This window comes from Oceanicaulis sp. UBA6590, assembly GCF_002433705.1.
Classification (GTDB): Bacteria; Pseudomonadota; Alphaproteobacteria; order Caulobacterales; family Maricaulaceae; genus Oceanicaulis.
On the sequence record NZ_DJIQ01000068.1, the window covers coordinates 1 to 16,135 of the forward strand.

General features: G+C 61.6%; 30 protein-coding genes. 28 read left to right on the forward strand and 2 right to left on the reverse strand.

Translation table 11 applies throughout. The features are described from left to right. The first annotated feature begins 413 nt into the window (after positions 1 to 413). From rpsJ to rplQ, 27 genes are all read left to right on the forward strand, one after another. Positions 414 to 728 carry a 30S ribosomal protein S10 gene (gene rpsJ / locus B2Z70_RS14725; RefSeq protein ID WP_009801138.1) on the forward strand — a complete coding sequence of 105 codons (315 nt, stop codon included), beginning with the start codon at positions 414 to 416 and terminating at the stop codon, positions 726 to 728. Between the two features lie 22 nt (positions 729 to 750). Beyond that, positions 751 to 1,491: a 50S ribosomal protein L3 gene (gene rplC, locus B2Z70_RS14730; protein WP_009801137.1), complete on the forward strand. Its 741-nt coding sequence runs from the start codon at positions 751 to 753 to the stop codon at positions 1,489 to 1,491. After that, positions 1,491 to 2,129: a 50S ribosomal protein L4 gene (gene rplD / locus B2Z70_RS14735; RefSeq protein WP_009801136.1), complete on the forward strand. Its 639-nt coding sequence runs from the start codon at positions 1,491 to 1,493 to the stop codon at positions 2,127 to 2,129. Before rplC ends, rplD begins: the two co-directional genes overlap by 1 nt. A 1-nt stretch (position 2,130) precedes the next feature. Continuing rightward, complete coding sequence (locus B2Z70_RS14740) at positions 2,131 to 2,424, forward strand: 50S ribosomal protein L23 (protein WP_009801135.1); 294 nt, start codon at positions 2,131 to 2,133, stop codon at positions 2,422 to 2,424. A 21-nt stretch (positions 2,425 to 2,445) separates the two neighbouring features. Further along, a complete protein-coding gene (gene rplB, locus B2Z70_RS14745; protein ID WP_292984314.1) occupies positions 2,446 to 3,282 on the forward strand; it encodes a 50S ribosomal protein L2 in 837 nt (278 codons plus the stop codon). Between the two features lie 14 nt (positions 3,283 to 3,296). Further along, positions 3,297 to 3,575: a 30S ribosomal protein S19 gene (rpsS, locus tag B2Z70_RS14750; protein ID WP_009801133.1), complete on the forward strand. Its 279-nt coding sequence runs from the start codon at positions 3,297 to 3,299 to the stop codon at positions 3,573 to 3,575. Between the two features lie 3 nt (positions 3,576 to 3,578). Next, positions 3,579 to 3,959, forward strand: a complete 381-nt coding sequence (gene rplV, locus B2Z70_RS14755; RefSeq protein ID WP_292984317.1) for a 50S ribosomal protein L22 — start codon at positions 3,579 to 3,581, stop codon at positions 3,957 to 3,959. Next, on the forward strand, positions 3,959 to 4,663 hold the full coding sequence (rpsC, locus tag B2Z70_RS14760; protein WP_009801131.1) for a 30S ribosomal protein S3: 705 nt from the start codon (positions 3,959 to 3,961) through the stop codon (positions 4,661 to 4,663). Before rplV ends, rpsC begins: the two co-directional genes overlap by 1 nt. 21 nt (positions 4,664 to 4,684) lie before the next feature. Continuing rightward, positions 4,685 to 5,098 (forward strand): 50S ribosomal protein L16, encoded by a 414-nt coding sequence (rplP, locus tag B2Z70_RS14765; protein ID WP_009801130.1) that lies wholly within the window; start codon positions 4,685 to 4,687, stop codon positions 5,096 to 5,098. A 12-nt stretch (positions 5,099 to 5,110) separates the two neighbouring features. Next, a complete protein-coding gene (gene rpmC / locus B2Z70_RS14770; protein WP_009801129.1) occupies positions 5,111 to 5,305 on the forward strand; it encodes a 50S ribosomal protein L29 in 195 nt (64 codons plus the stop codon). 14 nt (positions 5,306 to 5,319) lie between these two features. Beyond that, on the forward strand, positions 5,320 to 5,556 hold the full coding sequence (rpsQ, locus tag B2Z70_RS14775) for a 30S ribosomal protein S17 (protein ID WP_009801128.1): 237 nt from the start codon (positions 5,320 to 5,322) through the stop codon (positions 5,554 to 5,556). A gap of 39 nt (positions 5,557 to 5,595) precedes the next feature. Continuing rightward, entirely contained in the window at positions 5,596 to 5,964 is a 369-nt protein-coding gene (gene rplN, locus B2Z70_RS14780) for a 50S ribosomal protein L14 (RefSeq protein WP_009801127.1), read from the forward strand. 2 nt (positions 5,965 to 5,966) lie between these two features. Further along, a complete protein-coding gene (gene rplX / locus B2Z70_RS14785) occupies positions 5,967 to 6,281 on the forward strand; it encodes a 50S ribosomal protein L24 (protein ID WP_292984321.1) in 315 nt (104 codons plus the stop codon). Beyond that, complete coding sequence (rplE, locus tag B2Z70_RS14790; RefSeq protein ID WP_292984324.1) at positions 6,274 to 6,834, forward strand: 50S ribosomal protein L5; 561 nt, start codon at positions 6,274 to 6,276, stop codon at positions 6,832 to 6,834. The genes rplX and rplE overlap by 8 nt, the downstream gene beginning before the upstream one ends. Before the next feature lie 51 nt (positions 6,835 to 6,885). Next, positions 6,886 to 7,191: a 30S ribosomal protein S14 gene (gene rpsN, locus B2Z70_RS14795; protein ID WP_009801124.1), complete on the forward strand. Its 306-nt coding sequence runs from the start codon at positions 6,886 to 6,888 to the stop codon at positions 7,189 to 7,191. Between the two features lie 11 nt (positions 7,192 to 7,202). Next, positions 7,203 to 7,601, forward strand: a complete 399-nt coding sequence (gene rpsH / locus B2Z70_RS14800) for a 30S ribosomal protein S8 (protein ID WP_009801123.1) — start codon at positions 7,203 to 7,205, stop codon at positions 7,599 to 7,601. Positions 7,602 to 7,620: 19 nt separating this feature from the next. Next, positions 7,621 to 8,154: a 50S ribosomal protein L6 gene (gene rplF / locus B2Z70_RS14805; RefSeq protein WP_009801122.1), complete on the forward strand. Its 534-nt coding sequence runs from the start codon at positions 7,621 to 7,623 to the stop codon at positions 8,152 to 8,154. An 11-nt stretch (positions 8,155 to 8,165) separates the two neighbouring features. Then, the gene (rplR, locus tag B2Z70_RS14810) at positions 8,166 to 8,519 is read left to right on the forward strand and encodes a 50S ribosomal protein L18 (protein WP_040612431.1); all 354 of its coding nucleotides are present in this window, start codon (positions 8,166 to 8,168) and stop codon (positions 8,517 to 8,519) included. 11 nt (positions 8,520 to 8,530) lie between these two features. Continuing rightward, positions 8,531 to 9,112, forward strand: a complete 582-nt coding sequence (rpsE, locus tag B2Z70_RS14815) for a 30S ribosomal protein S5 (protein ID WP_009801120.1) — start codon at positions 8,531 to 8,533, stop codon at positions 9,110 to 9,112. A gap of 9 nt (positions 9,113 to 9,121) precedes the next feature. After that, positions 9,122 to 9,316: a 50S ribosomal protein L30 gene (gene rpmD / locus B2Z70_RS14820; protein ID WP_009801119.1), complete on the forward strand. Its 195-nt coding sequence runs from the start codon at positions 9,122 to 9,124 to the stop codon at positions 9,314 to 9,316. 30 nt (positions 9,317 to 9,346) lie between these two features. After that, positions 9,347 to 9,829: a 50S ribosomal protein L15 gene (rplO, locus tag B2Z70_RS14825; protein ID WP_292984328.1), complete on the forward strand. Its 483-nt coding sequence runs from the start codon at positions 9,347 to 9,349 to the stop codon at positions 9,827 to 9,829. Between the two features lie 82 nt (positions 9,830 to 9,911). Then, positions 9,912 to 11,255, forward strand: coding sequence for a preprotein translocase subunit SecY (gene secY, locus B2Z70_RS14830; protein ID WP_009801117.1), 1,344 nt, complete (start codon positions 9,912 to 9,914; stop codon positions 11,253 to 11,255). Continuing rightward, positions 11,252 to 11,815: an adenylate kinase gene (locus tag B2Z70_RS14835; RefSeq protein WP_009801116.1), complete on the forward strand. Its 564-nt coding sequence runs from the start codon at positions 11,252 to 11,254 to the stop codon at positions 11,813 to 11,815. Before secY ends, B2Z70_RS14835 begins: the two co-directional genes overlap by 4 nt. Positions 11,816 to 12,007: 192 nt before the next feature. Beyond that, positions 12,008 to 12,376, forward strand: a complete 369-nt coding sequence (gene rpsM, locus B2Z70_RS14840; protein ID WP_009801115.1) for a 30S ribosomal protein S13 — start codon at positions 12,008 to 12,010, stop codon at positions 12,374 to 12,376. 12 nt (positions 12,377 to 12,388) lie between these two features. Beyond that, positions 12,389 to 12,778 (forward strand): 30S ribosomal protein S11, encoded by a 390-nt coding sequence (gene rpsK, locus B2Z70_RS14845; protein WP_009801114.1) that lies wholly within the window; start codon positions 12,389 to 12,391, stop codon positions 12,776 to 12,778. Positions 12,779 to 12,869: 91 nt separating this feature from the next. Beyond that, positions 12,870 to 13,889 carry a DNA-directed RNA polymerase subunit alpha gene (locus tag B2Z70_RS14850; protein WP_348764665.1) on the forward strand — a complete coding sequence of 340 codons (1,020 nt, stop codon included), beginning with the start codon at positions 12,870 to 12,872 and terminating at the stop codon, positions 13,887 to 13,889. A gap of 47 nt (positions 13,890 to 13,936) precedes the next feature. Next, entirely contained in the window at positions 13,937 to 14,356 is a 420-nt protein-coding gene (gene rplQ, locus B2Z70_RS14855; protein WP_009801111.1) for a 50S ribosomal protein L17, read from the forward strand. A 79-nt stretch (positions 14,357 to 14,435) separates the two neighbouring features. Here rplQ and B2Z70_RS14860 read toward each other — a convergent pair whose 3' ends face one another. Further along, complete coding sequence (locus tag B2Z70_RS14860; RefSeq protein ID WP_348764663.1) at positions 14,436 to 14,792, reverse strand: VOC family protein; 357 nt, start codon at positions 14,790 to 14,792, stop codon at positions 14,436 to 14,438. An 80-nt stretch (positions 14,793 to 14,872) separates the two neighbouring features. Here B2Z70_RS14860 and B2Z70_RS14865 point away from each other — a divergent pair, with 80 nt between their 5' ends. Continuing rightward, the gene (locus B2Z70_RS14865) at positions 14,873 to 15,607 is read left to right on the forward strand and encodes a helix-turn-helix transcriptional regulator (RefSeq protein WP_292984333.1); all 735 of its coding nucleotides are present in this window, start codon (positions 14,873 to 14,875) and stop codon (positions 15,605 to 15,607) included. A 6-nt stretch (positions 15,608 to 15,613) separates the two neighbouring features. Here the strand turns inward: B2Z70_RS14865 and B2Z70_RS14870 are convergent, their stop codons facing one another. Next, on the reverse strand, positions 15,614 to 16,120 hold the full coding sequence (locus B2Z70_RS14870) for a YkvA family protein (protein WP_292984335.1): 507 nt from the start codon (positions 16,118 to 16,120) through the stop codon (positions 15,614 to 15,616). Positions 16,121 to 16,135: the final 15 nt, after the last annotated feature.

The window sequence follows — 16,135 nt, forward strand, 5'->3', positions numbered from 1 at the left end:
CGGGGCGTTTTGCATGTGGGGGTGTGGCGATCGTGATGATTCTCGCAGTCGCATCTGCGACGGTCTGTTGTGAATCAACCGCGCTCGGGATACATACGCGGTGTCAGCGTCGAGTCACTCGCCGCACCGGACGCTTTGGCGTCGTTTAAGCTCTTTGACAGCCCGACAGGGCGATCAATTCCCCGTCTGTGCGTAAGCCGCACCTGGCGAAGAGTTTAAACTGCCGATGTGGTGGTGAATCTTGTGACTAGGTGTTGACGGGGAGGGGCGGAACGCGTATTGCACGGTCCCTCTGACGAACTGGCAGTGCCCTTGGGCAAACGCAGTTCTCGAAGCGAAAAAAAATTGGATTGCAAGAGCTGCCGGGGCGTTCCGTCCTTTGCGCGGCTCTTGTGCATGTTGGGACCGGACCGATGGCGCAACAAAACATCAGAATCCGCCTGAAGGCGTTCGACCACCGCGTGCTCGACACTTCGGCGCGTGAGATCGTTTCCACCGCAAAGCGCACCGGCGCGAATGTGCGTGGACCGATTCCGCTGCCGACGCGGCTGGAGAAATTCACTGTTCTGCGCGGTCCGCACGTCGACAAGAAGTCGCGCGAGCAGTTCGAAATCCGCACGCACAAGCGGATGCTGGACATCGTAGACCCCACCCCGCAGACCGTGGACGCGCTGATGAAGCTCGACCTGTCTGCCGGCGTGGACGTCGAGATCAAGCTGGGAGCGTAAGGCCATGAAGCAGGCTGCATCCATGCGCACTGGCCTTCTGGCCAAAAAGCTGGGCATGACCCGCGTCTTCACCGAAGACGGCGATCATGTGCCGGTGACGGTGCTTCACCTGGACGGTCTCCAGGTGGTGGCACAGCGCACCTCTGAAAATGATGGCTATACCGCTGTCCAGCTGGGCGCGGGCAAAGCCAAGGCCAAGCGCACCTCCAAGGCGATGCGCGGCCACTTCGCAAAGGCTTCTGTCGAGCCCAAGCGCAAGCTGGTCGAGTTCCGCGTGCCGGAAGATGCGCTGATCGAAGCGGGCGCCGAGCTTTCCGCCGAGCACTTTGTGGTCGGTCAGAAAGTCGACGTGTCCGGCACCTCGATCGGTAAGGGCTTCGCTGGCGGCATGAAGCGCTGGAACTTTGGTGGTCTGCGCGCCTCGCACGGCGTGTCGATCTCTCACCGTTCCCACGGTTCGACCGGCCAGTGTCAGGACCCGGGCAAGGTCTTCAAGGGCAAGAAAATGGCCGGTCACCTCGGTTCCGAGCGTGTCACCATCCAGAGCCTTGAGATCGTCCGTGTCGACGCTGAGCGCGGCCTCGTGCTCGTGAAGGGCGCCGTGCCGGGCTCCAAGGAAAGCTGGGTCGAGATCCGCGACGCTGTCAAAGGCGTTGGCGCTGAGGATCTGCCGTATCCGGCCAAGCTGCTCGAAAAAGCCGATTCGGCTCCGGCCGAGGCTCCGGCTGAGGCTCAAGAAGCCCAGGACGAAGGGGCTAACTGATGAAACTCGATGTTGTGACGCTCGATGCCGGCAAAGCCGGCTCGATTGATCTCTCTGATGCCGTGTTCGGTATCGAAGAGGTCCGCGCGGACATCCTCCAGCGCGCCGTCAAGTGGCAGCTGTCGCGCCGTCAGGCCGGCACCCACAAGACGAAAGAGCGCGGTGAGATCGCCCGCACCAAGAAAAAGTTTGGTCGCCAGAAAGGCGGCGGCGGCGCCCGTCACGGTTCCCGCAACGCCCCGATCTTCGTGGGCGGCGGCGTGGCCCATGGCCCGCGCGTTCGCTCCCATGCGACCGAATTGCCGAAGAAAGTGCGCGCCCTGGCGCTCAAGCACGCCCTGTCCACCAAAGCCGGCGCCAAGCAGCTGGTGATCCTGGACGAGGCGCGTCTTGATGAAGCCAAGACCAAGGCTCTGACCGAGAAATTCTCGAAGCTGGGCTGGTCGAACGCGCTGATCATTGATGGCGAGACGCTGGACGAGAACTTCGCCCGCGCCGCCCGCAACATCCCGCTGATCGACGTTCTGCCGGCGCAAGGCCTGAACGTTTACGACGTGCTGCGTCGTGACGTGCTGGTCCTGACCAAAGCGGCTGTCGAGAAGATCAACGAGCGGCTCGCGCCGCAGGAGGCTGCGTAACATGCCCGCTGCTCGCCATTACGACACCATTCTGTCGCCGGTGATCACCGAGAAGGCCACCATTCTCTCTGAAGAGAACAAGGTCGTCTTCCGCGTGCCGCTGTCTGCGAACAAGAAAGACATCGCCGAAGCGATCGAAGAGCTGTTCAAGGTCAAGGTTAAGGCCGTGAACACCATCGTTCAAAAAGGCAAAACCAAACGTTTCCGCGGTATTGCGGGCAAGCGTGACGACGTCAAAAAGGCGGTTGTGACCCTGGAAGAGGGCCACTCCATCGACGTCAGCACCGGCCTGTAAGCGCGCAGAGGAGAGAGACCCATGGCTCTGAAGACTTTCAAGCCGACCTCGCCTGGCCGCCGCGCTCTCGTGCTGGTGGACAAGTCCGAGCTGCACCCCGGTCGTCCGGAAAAGACCCTCGTTGAAGGTCTGACCAAATCCGGCGGTCGCAACAACACCGGTCGCGTGACGTCTCGTCGTCGCGGCGGCGGCGCCAAGAAGCTGTATCGCGTCATCGACTTCAAACGTCGCAAGTTTGACGTGCCGGCGACTGTCGAGCGTCTGGAATACGACCCGAACCGCACCGCCTTCATCGCACTCGTGAAGTACGAAGACGGCGAACTGGCTTACATCCTGGCTCCGCAGCGTCTGTCTGCCGGCGACATCGTTGTCGCAGGCGAGCGCGTGGACGTTAAGCCGGGCAACGCCATGCCGCTGAAAGCGATGCCGGTCGGCACCATCATCCACAATGTTGAGCTCAAGCCGCTCAAAGGCGGGCAGATCGCCCGTTCCGCCGGCGCTTACGCTCAGCTGGTGGGCCGCGATGCCGGTTATGCTCAGGTTCGCCTGATGTCCGGCGAGCTGCGCATGGTGCACCAGGACTGCATGGCGACCGTTGGCGCGGTCTCCAATGCGGACCACCTGAACACCAATCTGGGTAAAGCCGGTCGCAAGCGTCACATGGGCAAACGCCCGGCCGTTCGCGGCGTGGCTATGAACCCGGTCGATCACCCGCACGGCGGCGGCGAAGGCCGCACCTCGGGCGGTCGTCACCCGGTCACCCCGTGGGGCAAGCCGACCAAGGGCCGCAAGACCCGGTCGAACAAAGCCACTGACAAATTCATCATTCGCTCGCGCCACGAGCGCAAGAAACGCTAAGGGACGGCTGCGCCATGCCTCGTTCTGTCTGGAAAGGTCCGTTTGTCGACGGATACCTCCTGAAGAAAGCCGAAGCTGCTCATGACGGCGGCCGCAAGCAAGCGATCAAGACCTGGTCGCGCCGCTCGACGATCATGCCGCAGTTTGTGGGTCTGACCTTCCAGGTCCACAACGGCAACAAGTTCATTCCGGTTCTCGTCTCCGAAGAGATGGTCGGTCACAAGCTGGGCGAATTCGCTCCGACTCGGACCTATTACGGCCACGCGGCGGACAAGAAAGCCAAGAGGAAGTAAGCGATGGGCAAGGCTGCAAATCCCCGCCGCGTCGCGGATAATGAAGCGCGCGCAAAGCTGCGGATGATCCGCATCAGCCCGCAGAAGCTCAACCTCATTGCCCAGCTGATCCGTGGCAAGAAGGTTGAACGCGCTCTGGCTGACCTGGAATTCTCGCGCAAGCGTCATTCCGCCGACGTCAAGAAGGTGCTCGAGAGCGCCATCGCCAACGCGGAAAACAACCACGGTCTGGATATCGACTCTCTGGTCGTGTCCGAGGCCTATGTGGGCAAAAACCTGGTCATGAAACGCTTCCGCGCCCGTGCGCGTGGTCGCGGCGCCAAGATCCTGAAGCCGTTTTCCGAGCTGACGATCGTCGTGCGTGAAGTTGAGGAGGCCGCCTAATGGGTCAGAAGGTTAATCCGATCGGCCTGCGCGTCGGCATCAACCGCACCTGGGAATCGCGTTGGTTCGCCAAGGGCGAGGAATACGCCGATCTGCTGCACGAAGACCTGCGCATTCGCGAGTACCTGAAAAAGGAGCTCAAGAACGCGTCCGTGTCGCGCATCATCATTGAGCGTCCGCACAAGAAGTGCCGCATCACCATTCACACGGCGCGTCCGGGTGTCGTGATCGGCAAAAAAGGCGCGGATATCGAGAAGCTGCGTCGCAAGGTCTCGAAGATGGTTGAGGGCGAAGTGTTCCTGAACCTCGTCGAAGTGCGCAAGCCGGAAGTCGACGCGACCCTGGTCGCCGAGAGCGTGGCCCAGCAGCTCGAACGCCGCGTGGCCTTCCGCCGCGCCATGAAGCGTTCGCTGCAGACCGCCATGCGCATGGGCGCCCTGGGCTGCAAGATCATGTGCGGCGGCCGTCTGGGCGGCGCCGAGATCGCACGCGTCGAGAAGTATTCTGAAGGTTCGGTTCCGCTGCACACCCTGCGTGCGGACATCGACTACGGTTTCGCTGAAGCCAAGACCGCGATGGGCATCATCGGCATCAAGGTCTGGATCTACAAAGGCGAGATCATGGAACACGACCCGATGGCGCAAGAGCGTCGCATGCTCGACTCTGGCGAGCAGCGCACCCGCTCTGGCCGTCAGGCAGCGTAAGCGGAACGAGGGAGTAGCACCATGCTTCAGCCGAAGCGCACCAAATTCCGCAAGGCGCACAAAGGCCGCATTCACGGTCAGGCCAAGGGCGGCTTCACGCTGACCTTTGGATCCTATGGCCTGAAAGCGGTCGAGCCGGAGCGGATCACCGCCCGTCAGATCGAGGCGACCCGTCGTGCGATCACCCGTCACATGAAACGGGCCGGTCGCGTGTGGATCCGGGTGTTCCCGGACCTGCCGGTGTCCAAGAAGCCGACCGAAGTCCGGATGGGTAAAGGTAAAGGCTCGCCGGAATACTGGGTGGCCAAAGTCAAGCCGGGCCGGATCATCTTCGAAATCGATGGTGTTCCGGATGATGTGGCACGCGAAGCACTGCGCCTGGGCGCAGCCAAGCTGCCGATCAAGACCAAAGTCGTCACCCGTCCGGGTGAGTAAGAGGAGGGAAGCATGAAAGCCGAAGACGTCCGCGCTCTCAGCGACGATCAGCTTCAGGACGAACTCCTCAAGCTGAAAAAAGAACAGTTCAACCTGCGTTTCCAACAGGCCACCGGCCAGCTGGAAAACACTGCGCGCTTTAAGCAGATCCGCCGGGACATCGCCCGGGTCAAAACGGATCAGCGCCGCCGCGCGCTTGAAAATTAAGGGGGCTTGGGTCCATGCCGAAGCGCATCCTTCAAGGCGTCGTGGTGAGCGACAAGCAGGCTAAAACCGTGATCGTGCGCGTTGAGCGCACCTTCCTGCACCCCCTGCTGCGCAAAACCGTGCGCCGTACGAAGAAATATCACGCCCACGACGAGTCGGGCGCGATCAAGGTTGGCGAGCGTGTCCAGATCCAGGAATGCACGCCGAAGTCGAAGCTCAAGCGGTGGGAGGTCGTCTCCGACCAGGCGTAAGCCTGATCGTGGATGATCCACTATTAACGGAGGATCGCGATGATCCAGATGCAAACCAATCTGGACGTGGCCGACAATTCCGGGGCCCGCCGCGTGCAGTGCATCAAAGTGCTGGGCGGCGCGAAACGCCGCTATGCCGGCGTCGGCGACATCATTGTCGTCTCGGTCAAGGAAGCCACGCCCAAGGGCCGCGTTAAGAAGGGCGACGTCCGCAAGGCCGTCGTCGTGCGCACCGCTCGCGACATCAAGCGTCGCGACGGCAGCGTCATCCGTTTCGACGGCAACGCGGCTGTTATTCTGAACAACAACAACGAGCCGGTCGGCACCCGGATCTTCGGCCCGGTTCCCCGTGAACTGCGCGCCAAGAACCACATGAAGATCGTCTCGCTCGCGCCGGAGGTCCTGTAACCATGGCTGCGAAGATCAAAAAGGGCGACAAGGTCATCGTTCTGACCGGTCGCGACAAAGGTAAGACCGGCGAGGTCACCCAGGTCCTTCCCAAGGAAGACCGTGTGGTGGTGTCGGGCGTCAACGTGGTCAAGCGCCACCAGCGTCCGTCCCAGACGACCCCGGGCGGTATTGTTGAGAAAAACGCGTCTATCCACGTGTCCAACGTGGCTCTGGTCGATCCGAAATCCGGCGAAGCCACCCGTGTGGGCTTCAAGGTCGAGGACGGCAAGAAAGTGCGCGTGGCCAAGAAATCCGGTGAGGTGATCGATGGCTGACGTTGCTGAATACGAACCGCGCCTGAAGACGAAATACCGCGAGGAAATCCGCGCGCGTCTGAAGGAAAAGTTCGGTTATGCGAACGAGATGATGATCCCGCGCCTGGACAAGGTCGTGATCAACATGGGCGTTGGCGAAGCGGCTCAGGATTCCAAGAAAATCCGTGGCGCGCTTGCCGATCTCGAAGCCATCGCCGGCCAGAAGCCGGTTGGCACGGTCGCCAAGAAATCCATCGCCGGCTTCAAGCTGCGCGAAGAACAGATGATTGGCGCCAAGGTGACCCTGCGCAAGGATCGTATGTACGAATTCCTTGATCGCCTGGTGACCATTGCTCTACCGCGCGTCCGCGACTTCCGCGGTCTGAACGGCAAGAGCTTCGATGGCCGGGGCAACTATGCGATGGGCTTGAAAGAGCACATCGTCTTCCCCGAGATCGACTACGACAAGGTTGAGAAGATCCGCGGTATGGACATCGTCGTCTGCACCACGGCCCGCACCAACGAAGAAGCGAAGGCCCTGCTGGCCGAGTTCGACTTTCCGTTCTCGAACTAACGCAGCAGGAGAGCGGGACCGTGAGGGTCTCGCACGCGAGGAGAAAACTGAATGGCTAAGAAGAGTGCAGTCGAACGCAATCTCAAGCGCCAACGCCTGGCTCAGCGTTTTGCTGCCAAGCGTGAAGCTCTGAAAGCGATCGCACGCGACACGGACAAGCCGGTTGAAGAGCGCTTTGCGGCGCAACTGAAGCTGGCCTCGCTGCCGCGCAACTCGGCGCCGTCCCGCATCCGTAACCGATGCCAGGTGACCGGCCGCCCGCGCGCGTATTATCGCAAGCTGAAGATGTCGCGCATTGCGCTGCGTCAGCTGGCCAGCCACGGGTTGATCCCGGGCATGGTCAAGTCGAGCTGGTAGGAGGGATTTAGATGTCCGTGAACGATCCTCTCGGCGATATGCTGACCCGTATCCGCAACGCGCTGATGCGCAAGCGGACCTCCGTGGTGACCCCGTCCTCGAAACTTCGCGGCCGCGTGCTCGAAGTGCTCCTGGAAGAGGGCTTCATCCGCGGTTACACCGAGACCACCGACGCCAAGGGCTTCAAGCAGTTCGAGATCGAACTGAAGTACCATGAAGGCCAGCCGGTGATCTCCGACATCAAACGCGTGTCCAAGCCGGGCCGTCGCGAATACCGCAAGGTGCGCGATCTGCCGCTCGTCATGAACGGCCTGGGCATCGCCATCATTTCGACCCCGCAAGGCGTGATGAGCGACGCAGTCGCTCGCTCCAAGAACGTCGGCGGCGAAATCCTTTGCCACGTCAGCTAGAGACAGGGAGGCCAGAACTATGTCGCGTCTAGGCAAACTGCCTGTCGAAATCCCCAACGGTGTGACGGCGAACGTCACCGGGGCGCAGGTGTCGGTCAAAGGCCCGAAAGGCGAACTCAGCTTCGAAGCGCCCGCATGCGTGCGCATCAAGCAAGAGGACAACGCCATTTCGGTCGAGATGGCTGAAAATTCGAAATTCGCGAAAGCCATGTATGGCACCGCGCGCGCCCGCATCAAGAACATGGTGCAAGGCGTGACCGAGGGCTTCAAGAAGGACCTCGAACTGATCGGTGTCGGTTATCGCGCTCAAATGCAGGGCAACGACCTCAAGCTCTCGCTCGGCTTCTCTCACGACGTCGTCTACACCCCGCGCGCGGGCGTGAAGATCGCGACGCCGAAGCCGACCGAGATCACCATTGAGGGCGCTGACGCCCAGACCGTGGGTCAGACCGCGGCGGAAATTCGCGAATTCCGTCCGCCGGAGCCTTACAAAGGCAAAGGCGTGAAGTATTCGAACGAATATGTCCGCCGTAAGGAAGGCAAGAAGAAGTAAGGGGCCAGGCGATGAAATCTGCTGCAGAACAAATGCGGCGCCGCGCTCAGCGCACGCGCACCCGGCTCCGCAAAATGGGCAACGGCCGTCCGAGACTCTCGGTCTTCCGTTCGTCCAAGAACATTTACGCCCAGATCATCGACGATGCGAACGGCGTGACCCTGGTGTCGGCTTCCACGATGGAAAAAGACAACAAGATCACCAAGTCCGGCGTCGAAGCGGCTGCCGAGGTCGGCAAGCTGGTCGCAGAGCGGGCGAAGGAAAAAGGTTTGACCGATGTGGTGTTCGACCGCGGCGGTTACATCTTCCACGGGCGTGTGAAAGCGCTCGCTGACGCCGCTCGCGAGGGCGGTCTGAACTTCTAAGGAGCGAACGCATGGCACGAGAAGACAATCGCGGCCGCGATCGCCGCCGCCGGGACGACGACAACGCCGAACCGGAACTGGTCGACAAGCTGGTCCAGATCAACCGCGTCGCCAAAACCGTGAAAGGCGGCCGGAACTTCCAGTTCGCCGCACTCGCGGTGGTCGGTGACCAGAAGGGCCGCGTCGGTTTCGGACAGGGCAAGGCGCGTGAAGTGCCGGAAGCCATCCGCAAGGCGACCGAAGAAGCCAAGAAGATGATGGTGCGCGTGCCGCTGCGTGAAGGCCGCACCCTGCACCATGATGCGAAAGGCCGTTGGGGCGCCGGCAAGGTGATCCTGCGCTCCGCCCCTCCGGGCACCGGCGTCATCGCCGGCGGTCCGATGCGTGCGGTGCTGGAATCACTCGGCGTTCAGGACGTGGTCGCGAAATCGACCGGTTCGTCCAACCCGTACAACATGGTTCGCGCCACGTTCGAGGCCCTGAAGGCCCAGAACAGCCCGCGCACCGTGGCCGCCAAGCGTGGCATCAAGGTCGCGGATCTGGTCGAGCGTCGCCAAGATGGCGCCAGCTCGCCGGAAGCCATCGAATCCTAGGAGGGACGCATGGCTGACAAGAAAACCCTGGTGGTGCGCCAAACCGGCAGCCCCATCCGCCGTCCGAAGGACCAGACCGCGACCCTCAAGGGTCTGGGCCTGGGCCGCATCGGCCGCGAGCGCGAGCTTGAGGACACCCCGTCTGTTCGGGGCATGATCCGCAAGGTCGCTCACATGGTTGAGATCGTGGAGGAGCGCGGTTAATCCCGCGCCCTCTCACCAAGGAGACAAACGATGCGCTTGAATGAACTGCGCGATAACGACGGCGCGACCAAGTCGCGTATGCGTGTCGGCCGTGGCATCGGCTCTGGCAAGGGCAAAACCGGCGGACGCGGCGTTAAAGGCCAGAAGTCTCGCTCGGGTGTCGCCATCAAGGGCTTTGAGGGCGGCCAGATGCCGCTCTATCAACGTCTGCCCAAGCGCGGCTTTAACAAGCCGAACCGCCTGGCGTTCGCTGAAGTGACCCTGGCCAAGCTGCAAGCCGCTGTGGACGCTGGCAAGCTCGACGCGAAAGCGCCGGTCGACGCCGAAGCGCTCATCAAGGCTGGCGTCATCCGCCGCGCCAAGGACGGCGTGCGCGTGATCGGCGGCGGCGAGCTGAAAGCGAAACTTGAGCTGACGGTGGCTGGCGGCTCCAAGCCGGCGATCGAAGCGGTGGAAAAAGCAGGCGGCAAAGTCACCGTCCTCGCCAAATCCGCCAAAGATCAGTCCGAATAAGCTGGCGTTGAGATAGACCGCTTCCTAACTGGAAGCGGTCCCTCCGCGCTTTGAGGGCTTTCTCAGGGAGCATCCGACCGATATGGCGTCAGCCGCTGAACAGCTCGCCCAGAACATGAATTTCGGGGCGTTCGCCCAAGCGAAGGAGCTGCAGAAGCGCATTCTGTTCACGCTCCTGGTCCTGGTCATCTACCGTGTCGGCACCTTCGTGCCGGTCCCGGGCATCGATCCCGCACAGTTTGCGCTGGCCTTCCAGCAGCAATCCCAAGGCGTGTTGGGCATGTTCAACATGATGTCCGGCGGCGCCGTCGAGCGCATGGCGATCTTTGCGCTGAACGTGATGCCGTACATCTCGGCCTCCATCATCATGCAGCTCATGGCGGCGACCATTCCGTCACTGGAGCGTCTGAAGAAGGATGGCGGGGAGCAGGGTCGCAAGCAGATCAACCAGTACACCCGCTATCTGACCGTGGTTCTGGCCGCCGCCCAGGCCTTCGCGATCGCCATCGGCATGCAGACCGTGACCGACGGCGCGTCCATCGCCATCAATCCGGGTCCGTTCTTCCTGATCACGACCGTCACCACCCTGGTGGGCGGCACCATGTTCCTGCTGTGGCTGGGTGAGCAGATCACCGCTCGCGGCGTGGGCAATGGCGTCTCCCTGATCATTTTCGCCGGCATTGTGGCCGAGCTTCCGCGCGCGCTGGTCAATGCGCTGCAGGCGGGCGCTTCAGGCAGCATCGCCGGTCCGGTCATCATCGCCATGCTGGTCGGCATCGTCGTCGTGCTGGCGTTCGTTGTCTTCATGGAGCGCAGCCAGCGTCGACTGCTGATCCAGTATCCCAAGCGTCAGGTGGGCAATCGCATGATGGGCGGGGAATCGAGCTTCCTGCCGCTCAAGCTGAACACGGCGGGCGTGATTCCGGCGATTTTCGCCTCCTCGCTGCTGCTCCTGCCGGCGACCATTCAGGGCTTTTCCCAGTCCGGTCCGGACTGGCTGGCCAATATCGTGGCCATGCTTGGCCCGGGACAGCCGCTGTTCCTGGCCTTCTACGCCGCCATGATCATCTTCTTCACCTTCTTCTACACCTCGCTGGTCTTCAATCCGGAAGAAACCGCGGACAATCTGAAGAAGTATGGCGGCTTCCTGCCGGGCATCCGTCCTGGCAAGCGCACCGCCGAGTATCTGGACTATGTGCTGACGCGCCTGACGGTCATTGGCGCTGCGTATCTGACTTTGGTCTGTGTTCTCCCCGAGTTCCTGAAGGCGCAAGTTTCGGGCATTCCGTTCTACATTGGCGGCACCTCGCTGCTGATCGTGGTGTCGGTGACGCTCGATACGGTTGGTCAGATCCAGTCCCATCTGCTGGCCCACCAGTATGAAGGCCTGATCAAGAAGACCAAACTGAGGGGGCGCAAGCGATGAACCTGGTATTGTTCGGCCCGCCGGGGGCGGGGAAGGGCACCCAAGCCAAGCGTCTGGTTGCCGATTACGGATGGCTTCAGCTCTCCACGGGCGACATGCTGCGCGCCGCCATTGCGGCCGGCAACGAACTGGGCCGTAAGGTCAAGGATATCATGGACCGTGGGGATCTTGTTTCCGACGAGATCGTCATCGCCCTGATCGAGGAACGCCTGCCGGAGGCTGAGATCGCCGGCGGCGCCATTTTCGACGGTTTCCCGCGCACCGTGGCCCAGGCCGAAGCGCTGGATGAACTCCTGGCGTCACGCAGCACGCAGATCGACAAGGTCGTGCGGCTTGTGGTGGATCAGGACGAGCTGGTGTCGCGTATGGAAAAACGCGCCGCCCAGGAAGGCCGCGCCGACGACACCGTCGAGGCGTTCAAGGTTCGGCTCGAGAATTACAACGCCCAGACCGCGCCGCTGATTCCCTACTATGAGGGGCAGGGCAAATTGTCTGATGTGGACGGCATGGGTCAGATGGACGAGGTTGCTGCACGTATTGCAGCGGCGCTCGACCAGTAAAGAGCAGCTTCCAGGCCGGTCCGGTCTGGAAAAACAGGACGGGTGGCTTCCTATCGCGGTTGACGCGACAGGTGAGCGCCTATAATAAGCGCCCTTCGCTCGCAGGGGCAGACGTCGAAATAAGCGCCGCCAAACCGGTTGCGCTCTTTCAGCGTCTTCTGCTGCGAAGGCTGATGAGACAAGGAGAGCGTCGTGGCACGTATCGCCGGCGTCAACATTCCGACTAACAAGCGCGTCACGATCGCGCTGCGCTATATCCACGGCATCGGCCCGGCTATGGCGGCGGAAATTTGTGAAAAGGTGGGTATTCCCGCCGAGAAGCGTGTGAGCCAGCTCACCGACGCTGAAATTCTGCAGATCCGTGAAGCCATCGACGCTGGCTACACCGTGGAAGGCGATCTTCGCCGTGAAGTCGCGGTGAACGTGAAGCGTCTGATGGATCTGGGCTGCTATCGTGGCCTGCGTCACCGTCGTGGCCTTCCGGTCCGCGGCCAGCGCACGCACACCAATGCGCGCACCCGTAAAGGCCCGGCCAAGCCGATCGCCGGCAAGAAGAAATAAGGAACGAGGGTAATGGCAAAAGAACCGTCCCGCGTCCGCCGCCGCGAGCGCAAGAACATCACGGCTGGCGTCGCGCATGTGAACGCCAGCTTCAACAACACCATGATCACCATCACCGACGCGCAAGGAAACGCGATTTCCTGGTCCTCGGCTGGCGCCATGGGGTTCAAGGGCTCGCGCAAATCCACGCCGTACGCTGCGCAGGTGGCTGCTGAAGATGCAGGCCGCAAGGCGCAAGAGCACGGCGTCAAGACGCTTGAAGTCAAGGTCTCCGGCCCGGGTTCGGGACGTGAGTCCGCGCTCCGTGCGCTGCAGTCTGTCGGTTTCACGATCACGACGATCCACGACGTGACCTCGATTCCGCATAATGGCTGCCGTCCGCCGAAGCGCCGCCGCGTCTAAATTCTTTCAGCGTCCGAGGCGCTGATTGACGACTTTGGTCCGGCGCGCAGCCTTCTGGCTGTCGCGCCGCACGCCTGAAGGGGTGATGTCCGTGATTGAAAAGAACTGGCAGGAACTGATCCGCCCGATGAAGCCGGAAATCCAACCTGGCTTTGATCCGGTGCGCCAAGCCAAGATCATTGCTGAGCCGCTCGAGCGCGGCTTCGGCATGACCCTGGGCAATGCGCTGCGCCGCATTCTGCTGTCCTCGCTGCAGGGCGCGTCGATCACGGCGGTGCAGATTGATTCCGTTCTGCACGAGTTTTCGTCCATCAAGGGCGTGCGGGAGGATGTCACCGACATCATCCTGAACCTCAAGCAGGTCGCGCTTCGCATGCATGGCGAAGGTCCCAAGCGTCTGACCCTGAAAAAGCAGGGCCCGGGCGAAGTGACCGCCGGCGACATCGAAGAGACTGCTGACGTCGAGATCATCAACAAGGATCACGTCATCTGCACCCTCGACGAGGATGCGGATGTGCGCATGGTCCTGACCGTGAACACCGGCAAGGGCTATGTCCCGGCTGACCGCAACCGCCCCGAGGACGCCCCGATCGGCCTCATCGGCGTGGACGCGCTCTACAGCCCGGTCAAGCGCGTCGCCTATCGCGTGGAAAACACGCGTGAGGGCCAGGTGCTCGACTATGACAAGCTGATCCTGGAAGTCGAAACCAACGGCGCTGTGACCCCCGAGGACGCCGTGGCTTATGCCGCTCGCATCCTTCAGGACCAGTTCCAGATCTTCGTGAACTTCGAAGAGCCTTCCGAAGCCCGTGCGGCCGAGGACGACAAGCCGGAGCTGGACTTCAACCCGGCCCTCCTGAAGAAGGTGGACGAGCTGGAGCTGTCGGTGCGTTCGGCGAACTGCCTGAAGAACGACAACATCGTCTATATCGGCGACCTCATTCAGAAGTCCGAGGCGGAAATGCTCCGCACCCCGAACTTCGGTCGCAAATCGCTCAACGAGATCAAGGAAGTTCTCGCACAGATGGGTCTGCATCTGGGCATGGACGCGCCGAACTGGCCGCCGGAGAACATCGAAGATCTCGCCAAGAAATATGAGGATCAAATCTAGGAGGAACGCCGCGAGGCGTCCCTAACCGGGATTGAAGGAGAAAACCGATGCGTCATGGCGTCGCCCACCGCAAGCTTAACCGCACCTCGACTCACCGTCGCGCCATGTTCGCCAACATGGCCGCGTCGCTGATCGAGCACGAACAAATCGTCACCACCCTGCCGAAGGCCAAAGAGCTCAAGCCGATCATGGACAAGCTCATCACCCTGGCCAAACGCGGTGATCTGCATGCTCGCCGTCAGGCGATCTCCAAGATCCGCAACAAGGATCAGGTGGCCAAGCTGTTTGAAACCCTCGGCCCGCGCTACGAAGAACGCAATGGTGGTTACACCCGCGTTCTGAAAGCCGGTTTCCGTCATGGCGACAACGCGCCGATGGCGGTTATCGAGCTGGTTGATCGCGATCCCGAAGCCAAAGGCGCCGCCGATCGTGCGCGTGAAGAGGCTGTCGAGGGCGCTGAAGACTAAGGCCTTCGCACTTTCGAACGAGACAAGGGCCGCATCCTTCGGGATGCGGCCCTTTTCGTTTGCGCGGGACTAAGCGCCTCTAGGCGTTGAAACAGATCTTGTTGCCATCAAGATCGCGCACATAGGCGGAGTAATAGGGGCCGCGTTGTCCCGGCTTTCCCTCATCCGTCCCGCCCAGTTCGAGAACTCTCCTGTAGATCGCGTCGACCTGCTCGGGCGCGCCGACATGAAAACCGATCATTGTTCCGTTGCCGTGTGTCGCTGGCTTCCCATCAAAGGGGTCCGCCACCGCAAAGGCGAACCCGTCGCCCAGCCAGTTGGACATCCGGTCGGTCTGTGCGGCCTGTACGATGCCGAAATGGCTGAAGAGCTGGTCGTAGAAGCGGATTGCAGCCTCCATATTGTTGGTGCCGGCGACGAAATAATTCATTTGCACGTCTGTCTCTCCTGAGTGCGTCTGTGACGTTGAGAGACAAGGTTATTTCCAAATATGACATTTTATGTCGTATTTGGTGAATGACGAGATCAGACGCGTCCACCAGATTGCAGCGGCTTGAAAGGCTCACGGCGCAGCTGCAAGCTGAACCGTTTTGCGTCATCAAGGATTTGGCCAAGACCCATGGTGTCAGCGAGCGCACCCTGACGCGGGACCTGGCGTTGTTGCGCGAGCAGGGGCTGCCGATCGAGACTGATCGCGGACGCGGAGGCGGCGTGCGACTGGATCGCCGCTGGGGCGTCGGACGACTGAACCTCGCTTATGCAGAGGCGGTGGATCTGCTCATCGGCATCGAGGTGGCGCAGCAATTGGGATCGCCGATCTTCCTGGCCAGCCTGGACGCGGTCCGACGCCAGCTGATCGCGTCCTTCTCGCCAGAGAAGCGCGAGAGGGTGGAGGCGCTGAAATCGAGAATTCTCGTCGGCGTCACCTCGTCCACTTTTGTACAGGCGAGCGCGTCTTTGCCGCCCGATCCAGTGGTGAAGGCTTTGCACCAGGCGTTCATCGACAAGGAAGTCCTCGATATCTGCTATCAGCGCGAGGACCTGATGGTCACAGAGCGGCGGATCGAGCCGCATTACCTGCTGCTGAAATACCCGGTCTGGTATGTCATCGCCTTTGATCATCTCAGGGGCGAGCCGCGGACGCTGAGATGTGACCGGATCCGGGAGGCGCGGCTGACCGGCGCACGCTTCACGCTTCGGCCCAAATCGCAATTCGAGCATATCTGGACTGAAGGCGGTCTGCTCGCCTGAGGTCGGCTAATCGCCGCCAAGCGCCTTGCGGGCCTTGGCGCGGTGCGTATCGGTAATGGCGCCGCCAACTTGCAGGATGATGGTCGTCAGCACTGTGCCGTCATCGGCATAGCCGACGAGTCCCAGAAAATCGGGAATGATGTCGACGATCCACAGGAAGTAGAGCAGGCCGAAGGCGAGGGCGGCGCGGGCCTGCAAGGGCGTCTCAGGATCGCGCATGGCGTAATAGGCGGCGACCAGATCCTCCAGGAACGGGATCTGGCGCGCCACACGCTGGACCTTCGGCCAGAAATTGGCCTCGACCTTGGCTTCATCCTGCTCGAACTCCGCCTCGGTACGCTCGGATGCTTCCTCCACCCGCTGATGGGCCAGCTCTTCCGCCCGGTCGAGCGCTTTGGTCCGGCCGTCCTTGTAAAGCGGCGCATAGGCTTTCTCGGCGCGGGACTGGATCTTCTCCAGAGCCTTGTCGCCCTTGCCGCGTCTGAAGATGAAGGTCTCGATCTGTTTGCGCATGATGCATCCCCCTGG

What these genes read in the sequence shown, in the direction of transcription:
- rpsJ (WP_009801138.1), top strand. Translation starts at nt 414, where the DNA reads ATGGCGCAACAAAACATCAGAATCCGCCTGAAGGCGTTCGACCACCGC.
- rplC (WP_009801137.1), top strand. Translation starts at nt 751, where the DNA reads ATGCGCACTGGCCTTCTGGCCAAAAAGCTGGGCATGACCCGCGTCTTC.
- rplD (WP_009801136.1), top strand. Translation starts at nt 1,491, where the DNA reads ATGAAACTCGATGTTGTGACGCTCGATGCCGGCAAAGCCGGCTCGATT.
- B2Z70_RS14740 (WP_009801135.1), top strand. Translation starts at nt 2,131, where the DNA reads ATGCCCGCTGCTCGCCATTACGACACCATTCTGTCGCCGGTGATCACC.
- rplB (WP_292984314.1), top strand. Translation starts at nt 2,446, where the DNA reads ATGGCTCTGAAGACTTTCAAGCCGACCTCGCCTGGCCGCCGCGCTCTC.
- rpsS (WP_009801133.1), top strand. Translation starts at nt 3,297, where the DNA reads ATGCCTCGTTCTGTCTGGAAAGGTCCGTTTGTCGACGGATACCTCCTG.
- rplV (WP_292984317.1), top strand. Translation starts at nt 3,579, where the DNA reads ATGGGCAAGGCTGCAAATCCCCGCCGCGTCGCGGATAATGAAGCGCGC.
- rpsC (WP_009801131.1), top strand. Translation starts at nt 3,959, where the DNA reads ATGGGTCAGAAGGTTAATCCGATCGGCCTGCGCGTCGGCATCAACCGC.
- rplP (WP_009801130.1), top strand. Translation starts at nt 4,685, where the DNA reads ATGCTTCAGCCGAAGCGCACCAAATTCCGCAAGGCGCACAAAGGCCGC.
- rpmC (WP_009801129.1), top strand. Translation starts at nt 5,111, where the DNA reads ATGAAAGCCGAAGACGTCCGCGCTCTCAGCGACGATCAGCTTCAGGAC.
- rpsQ (WP_009801128.1), top strand. Translation starts at nt 5,320, where the DNA reads ATGCCGAAGCGCATCCTTCAAGGCGTCGTGGTGAGCGACAAGCAGGCT.
- rplN (WP_009801127.1), top strand. Translation starts at nt 5,596, where the DNA reads ATGATCCAGATGCAAACCAATCTGGACGTGGCCGACAATTCCGGGGCC.
- rplX (WP_292984321.1), top strand. Translation starts at nt 5,967, where the DNA reads ATGGCTGCGAAGATCAAAAAGGGCGACAAGGTCATCGTTCTGACCGGT.
- rplE (WP_292984324.1), top strand. Translation starts at nt 6,274, where the DNA reads ATGGCTGACGTTGCTGAATACGAACCGCGCCTGAAGACGAAATACCGC.
- rpsN (WP_009801124.1), top strand. Translation starts at nt 6,886, where the DNA reads ATGGCTAAGAAGAGTGCAGTCGAACGCAATCTCAAGCGCCAACGCCTG.
- rpsH (WP_009801123.1), top strand. Translation starts at nt 7,203, where the DNA reads ATGTCCGTGAACGATCCTCTCGGCGATATGCTGACCCGTATCCGCAAC.
- rplF (WP_009801122.1), top strand. Translation starts at nt 7,621, where the DNA reads ATGTCGCGTCTAGGCAAACTGCCTGTCGAAATCCCCAACGGTGTGACG.
- rplR (WP_040612431.1), top strand. Translation starts at nt 8,166, where the DNA reads ATGAAATCTGCTGCAGAACAAATGCGGCGCCGCGCTCAGCGCACGCGC.
- rpsE (WP_009801120.1), top strand. Translation starts at nt 8,531, where the DNA reads ATGGCACGAGAAGACAATCGCGGCCGCGATCGCCGCCGCCGGGACGAC.
- rpmD (WP_009801119.1), top strand. Translation starts at nt 9,122, where the DNA reads ATGGCTGACAAGAAAACCCTGGTGGTGCGCCAAACCGGCAGCCCCATC.
- rplO (WP_292984328.1), top strand. Translation starts at nt 9,347, where the DNA reads ATGCGCTTGAATGAACTGCGCGATAACGACGGCGCGACCAAGTCGCGT.
- secY (WP_009801117.1), top strand. Translation starts at nt 9,912, where the DNA reads ATGGCGTCAGCCGCTGAACAGCTCGCCCAGAACATGAATTTCGGGGCG.
- B2Z70_RS14835 (WP_009801116.1), top strand. Translation starts at nt 11,252, where the DNA reads ATGAACCTGGTATTGTTCGGCCCGCCGGGGGCGGGGAAGGGCACCCAA.
- rpsK (WP_009801114.1), top strand. Translation starts at nt 12,389, where the DNA reads ATGGCAAAAGAACCGTCCCGCGTCCGCCGCCGCGAGCGCAAGAACATC.
- rplQ (WP_009801111.1), top strand. Translation starts at nt 13,937, where the DNA reads ATGCGTCATGGCGTCGCCCACCGCAAGCTTAACCGCACCTCGACTCAC.
- B2Z70_RS14865 (WP_292984333.1), top strand. Translation starts at nt 14,873, where the DNA reads ATGACGAGATCAGACGCGTCCACCAGATTGCAGCGGCTTGAAAGGCTC.
- B2Z70_RS14870 (WP_292984335.1), bottom strand. Translation starts at nt 16,120, where the DNA reads ATGCGCAAACAGATCGAGACCTTCATCTTCAGACGCGGCAAGGGCGAC.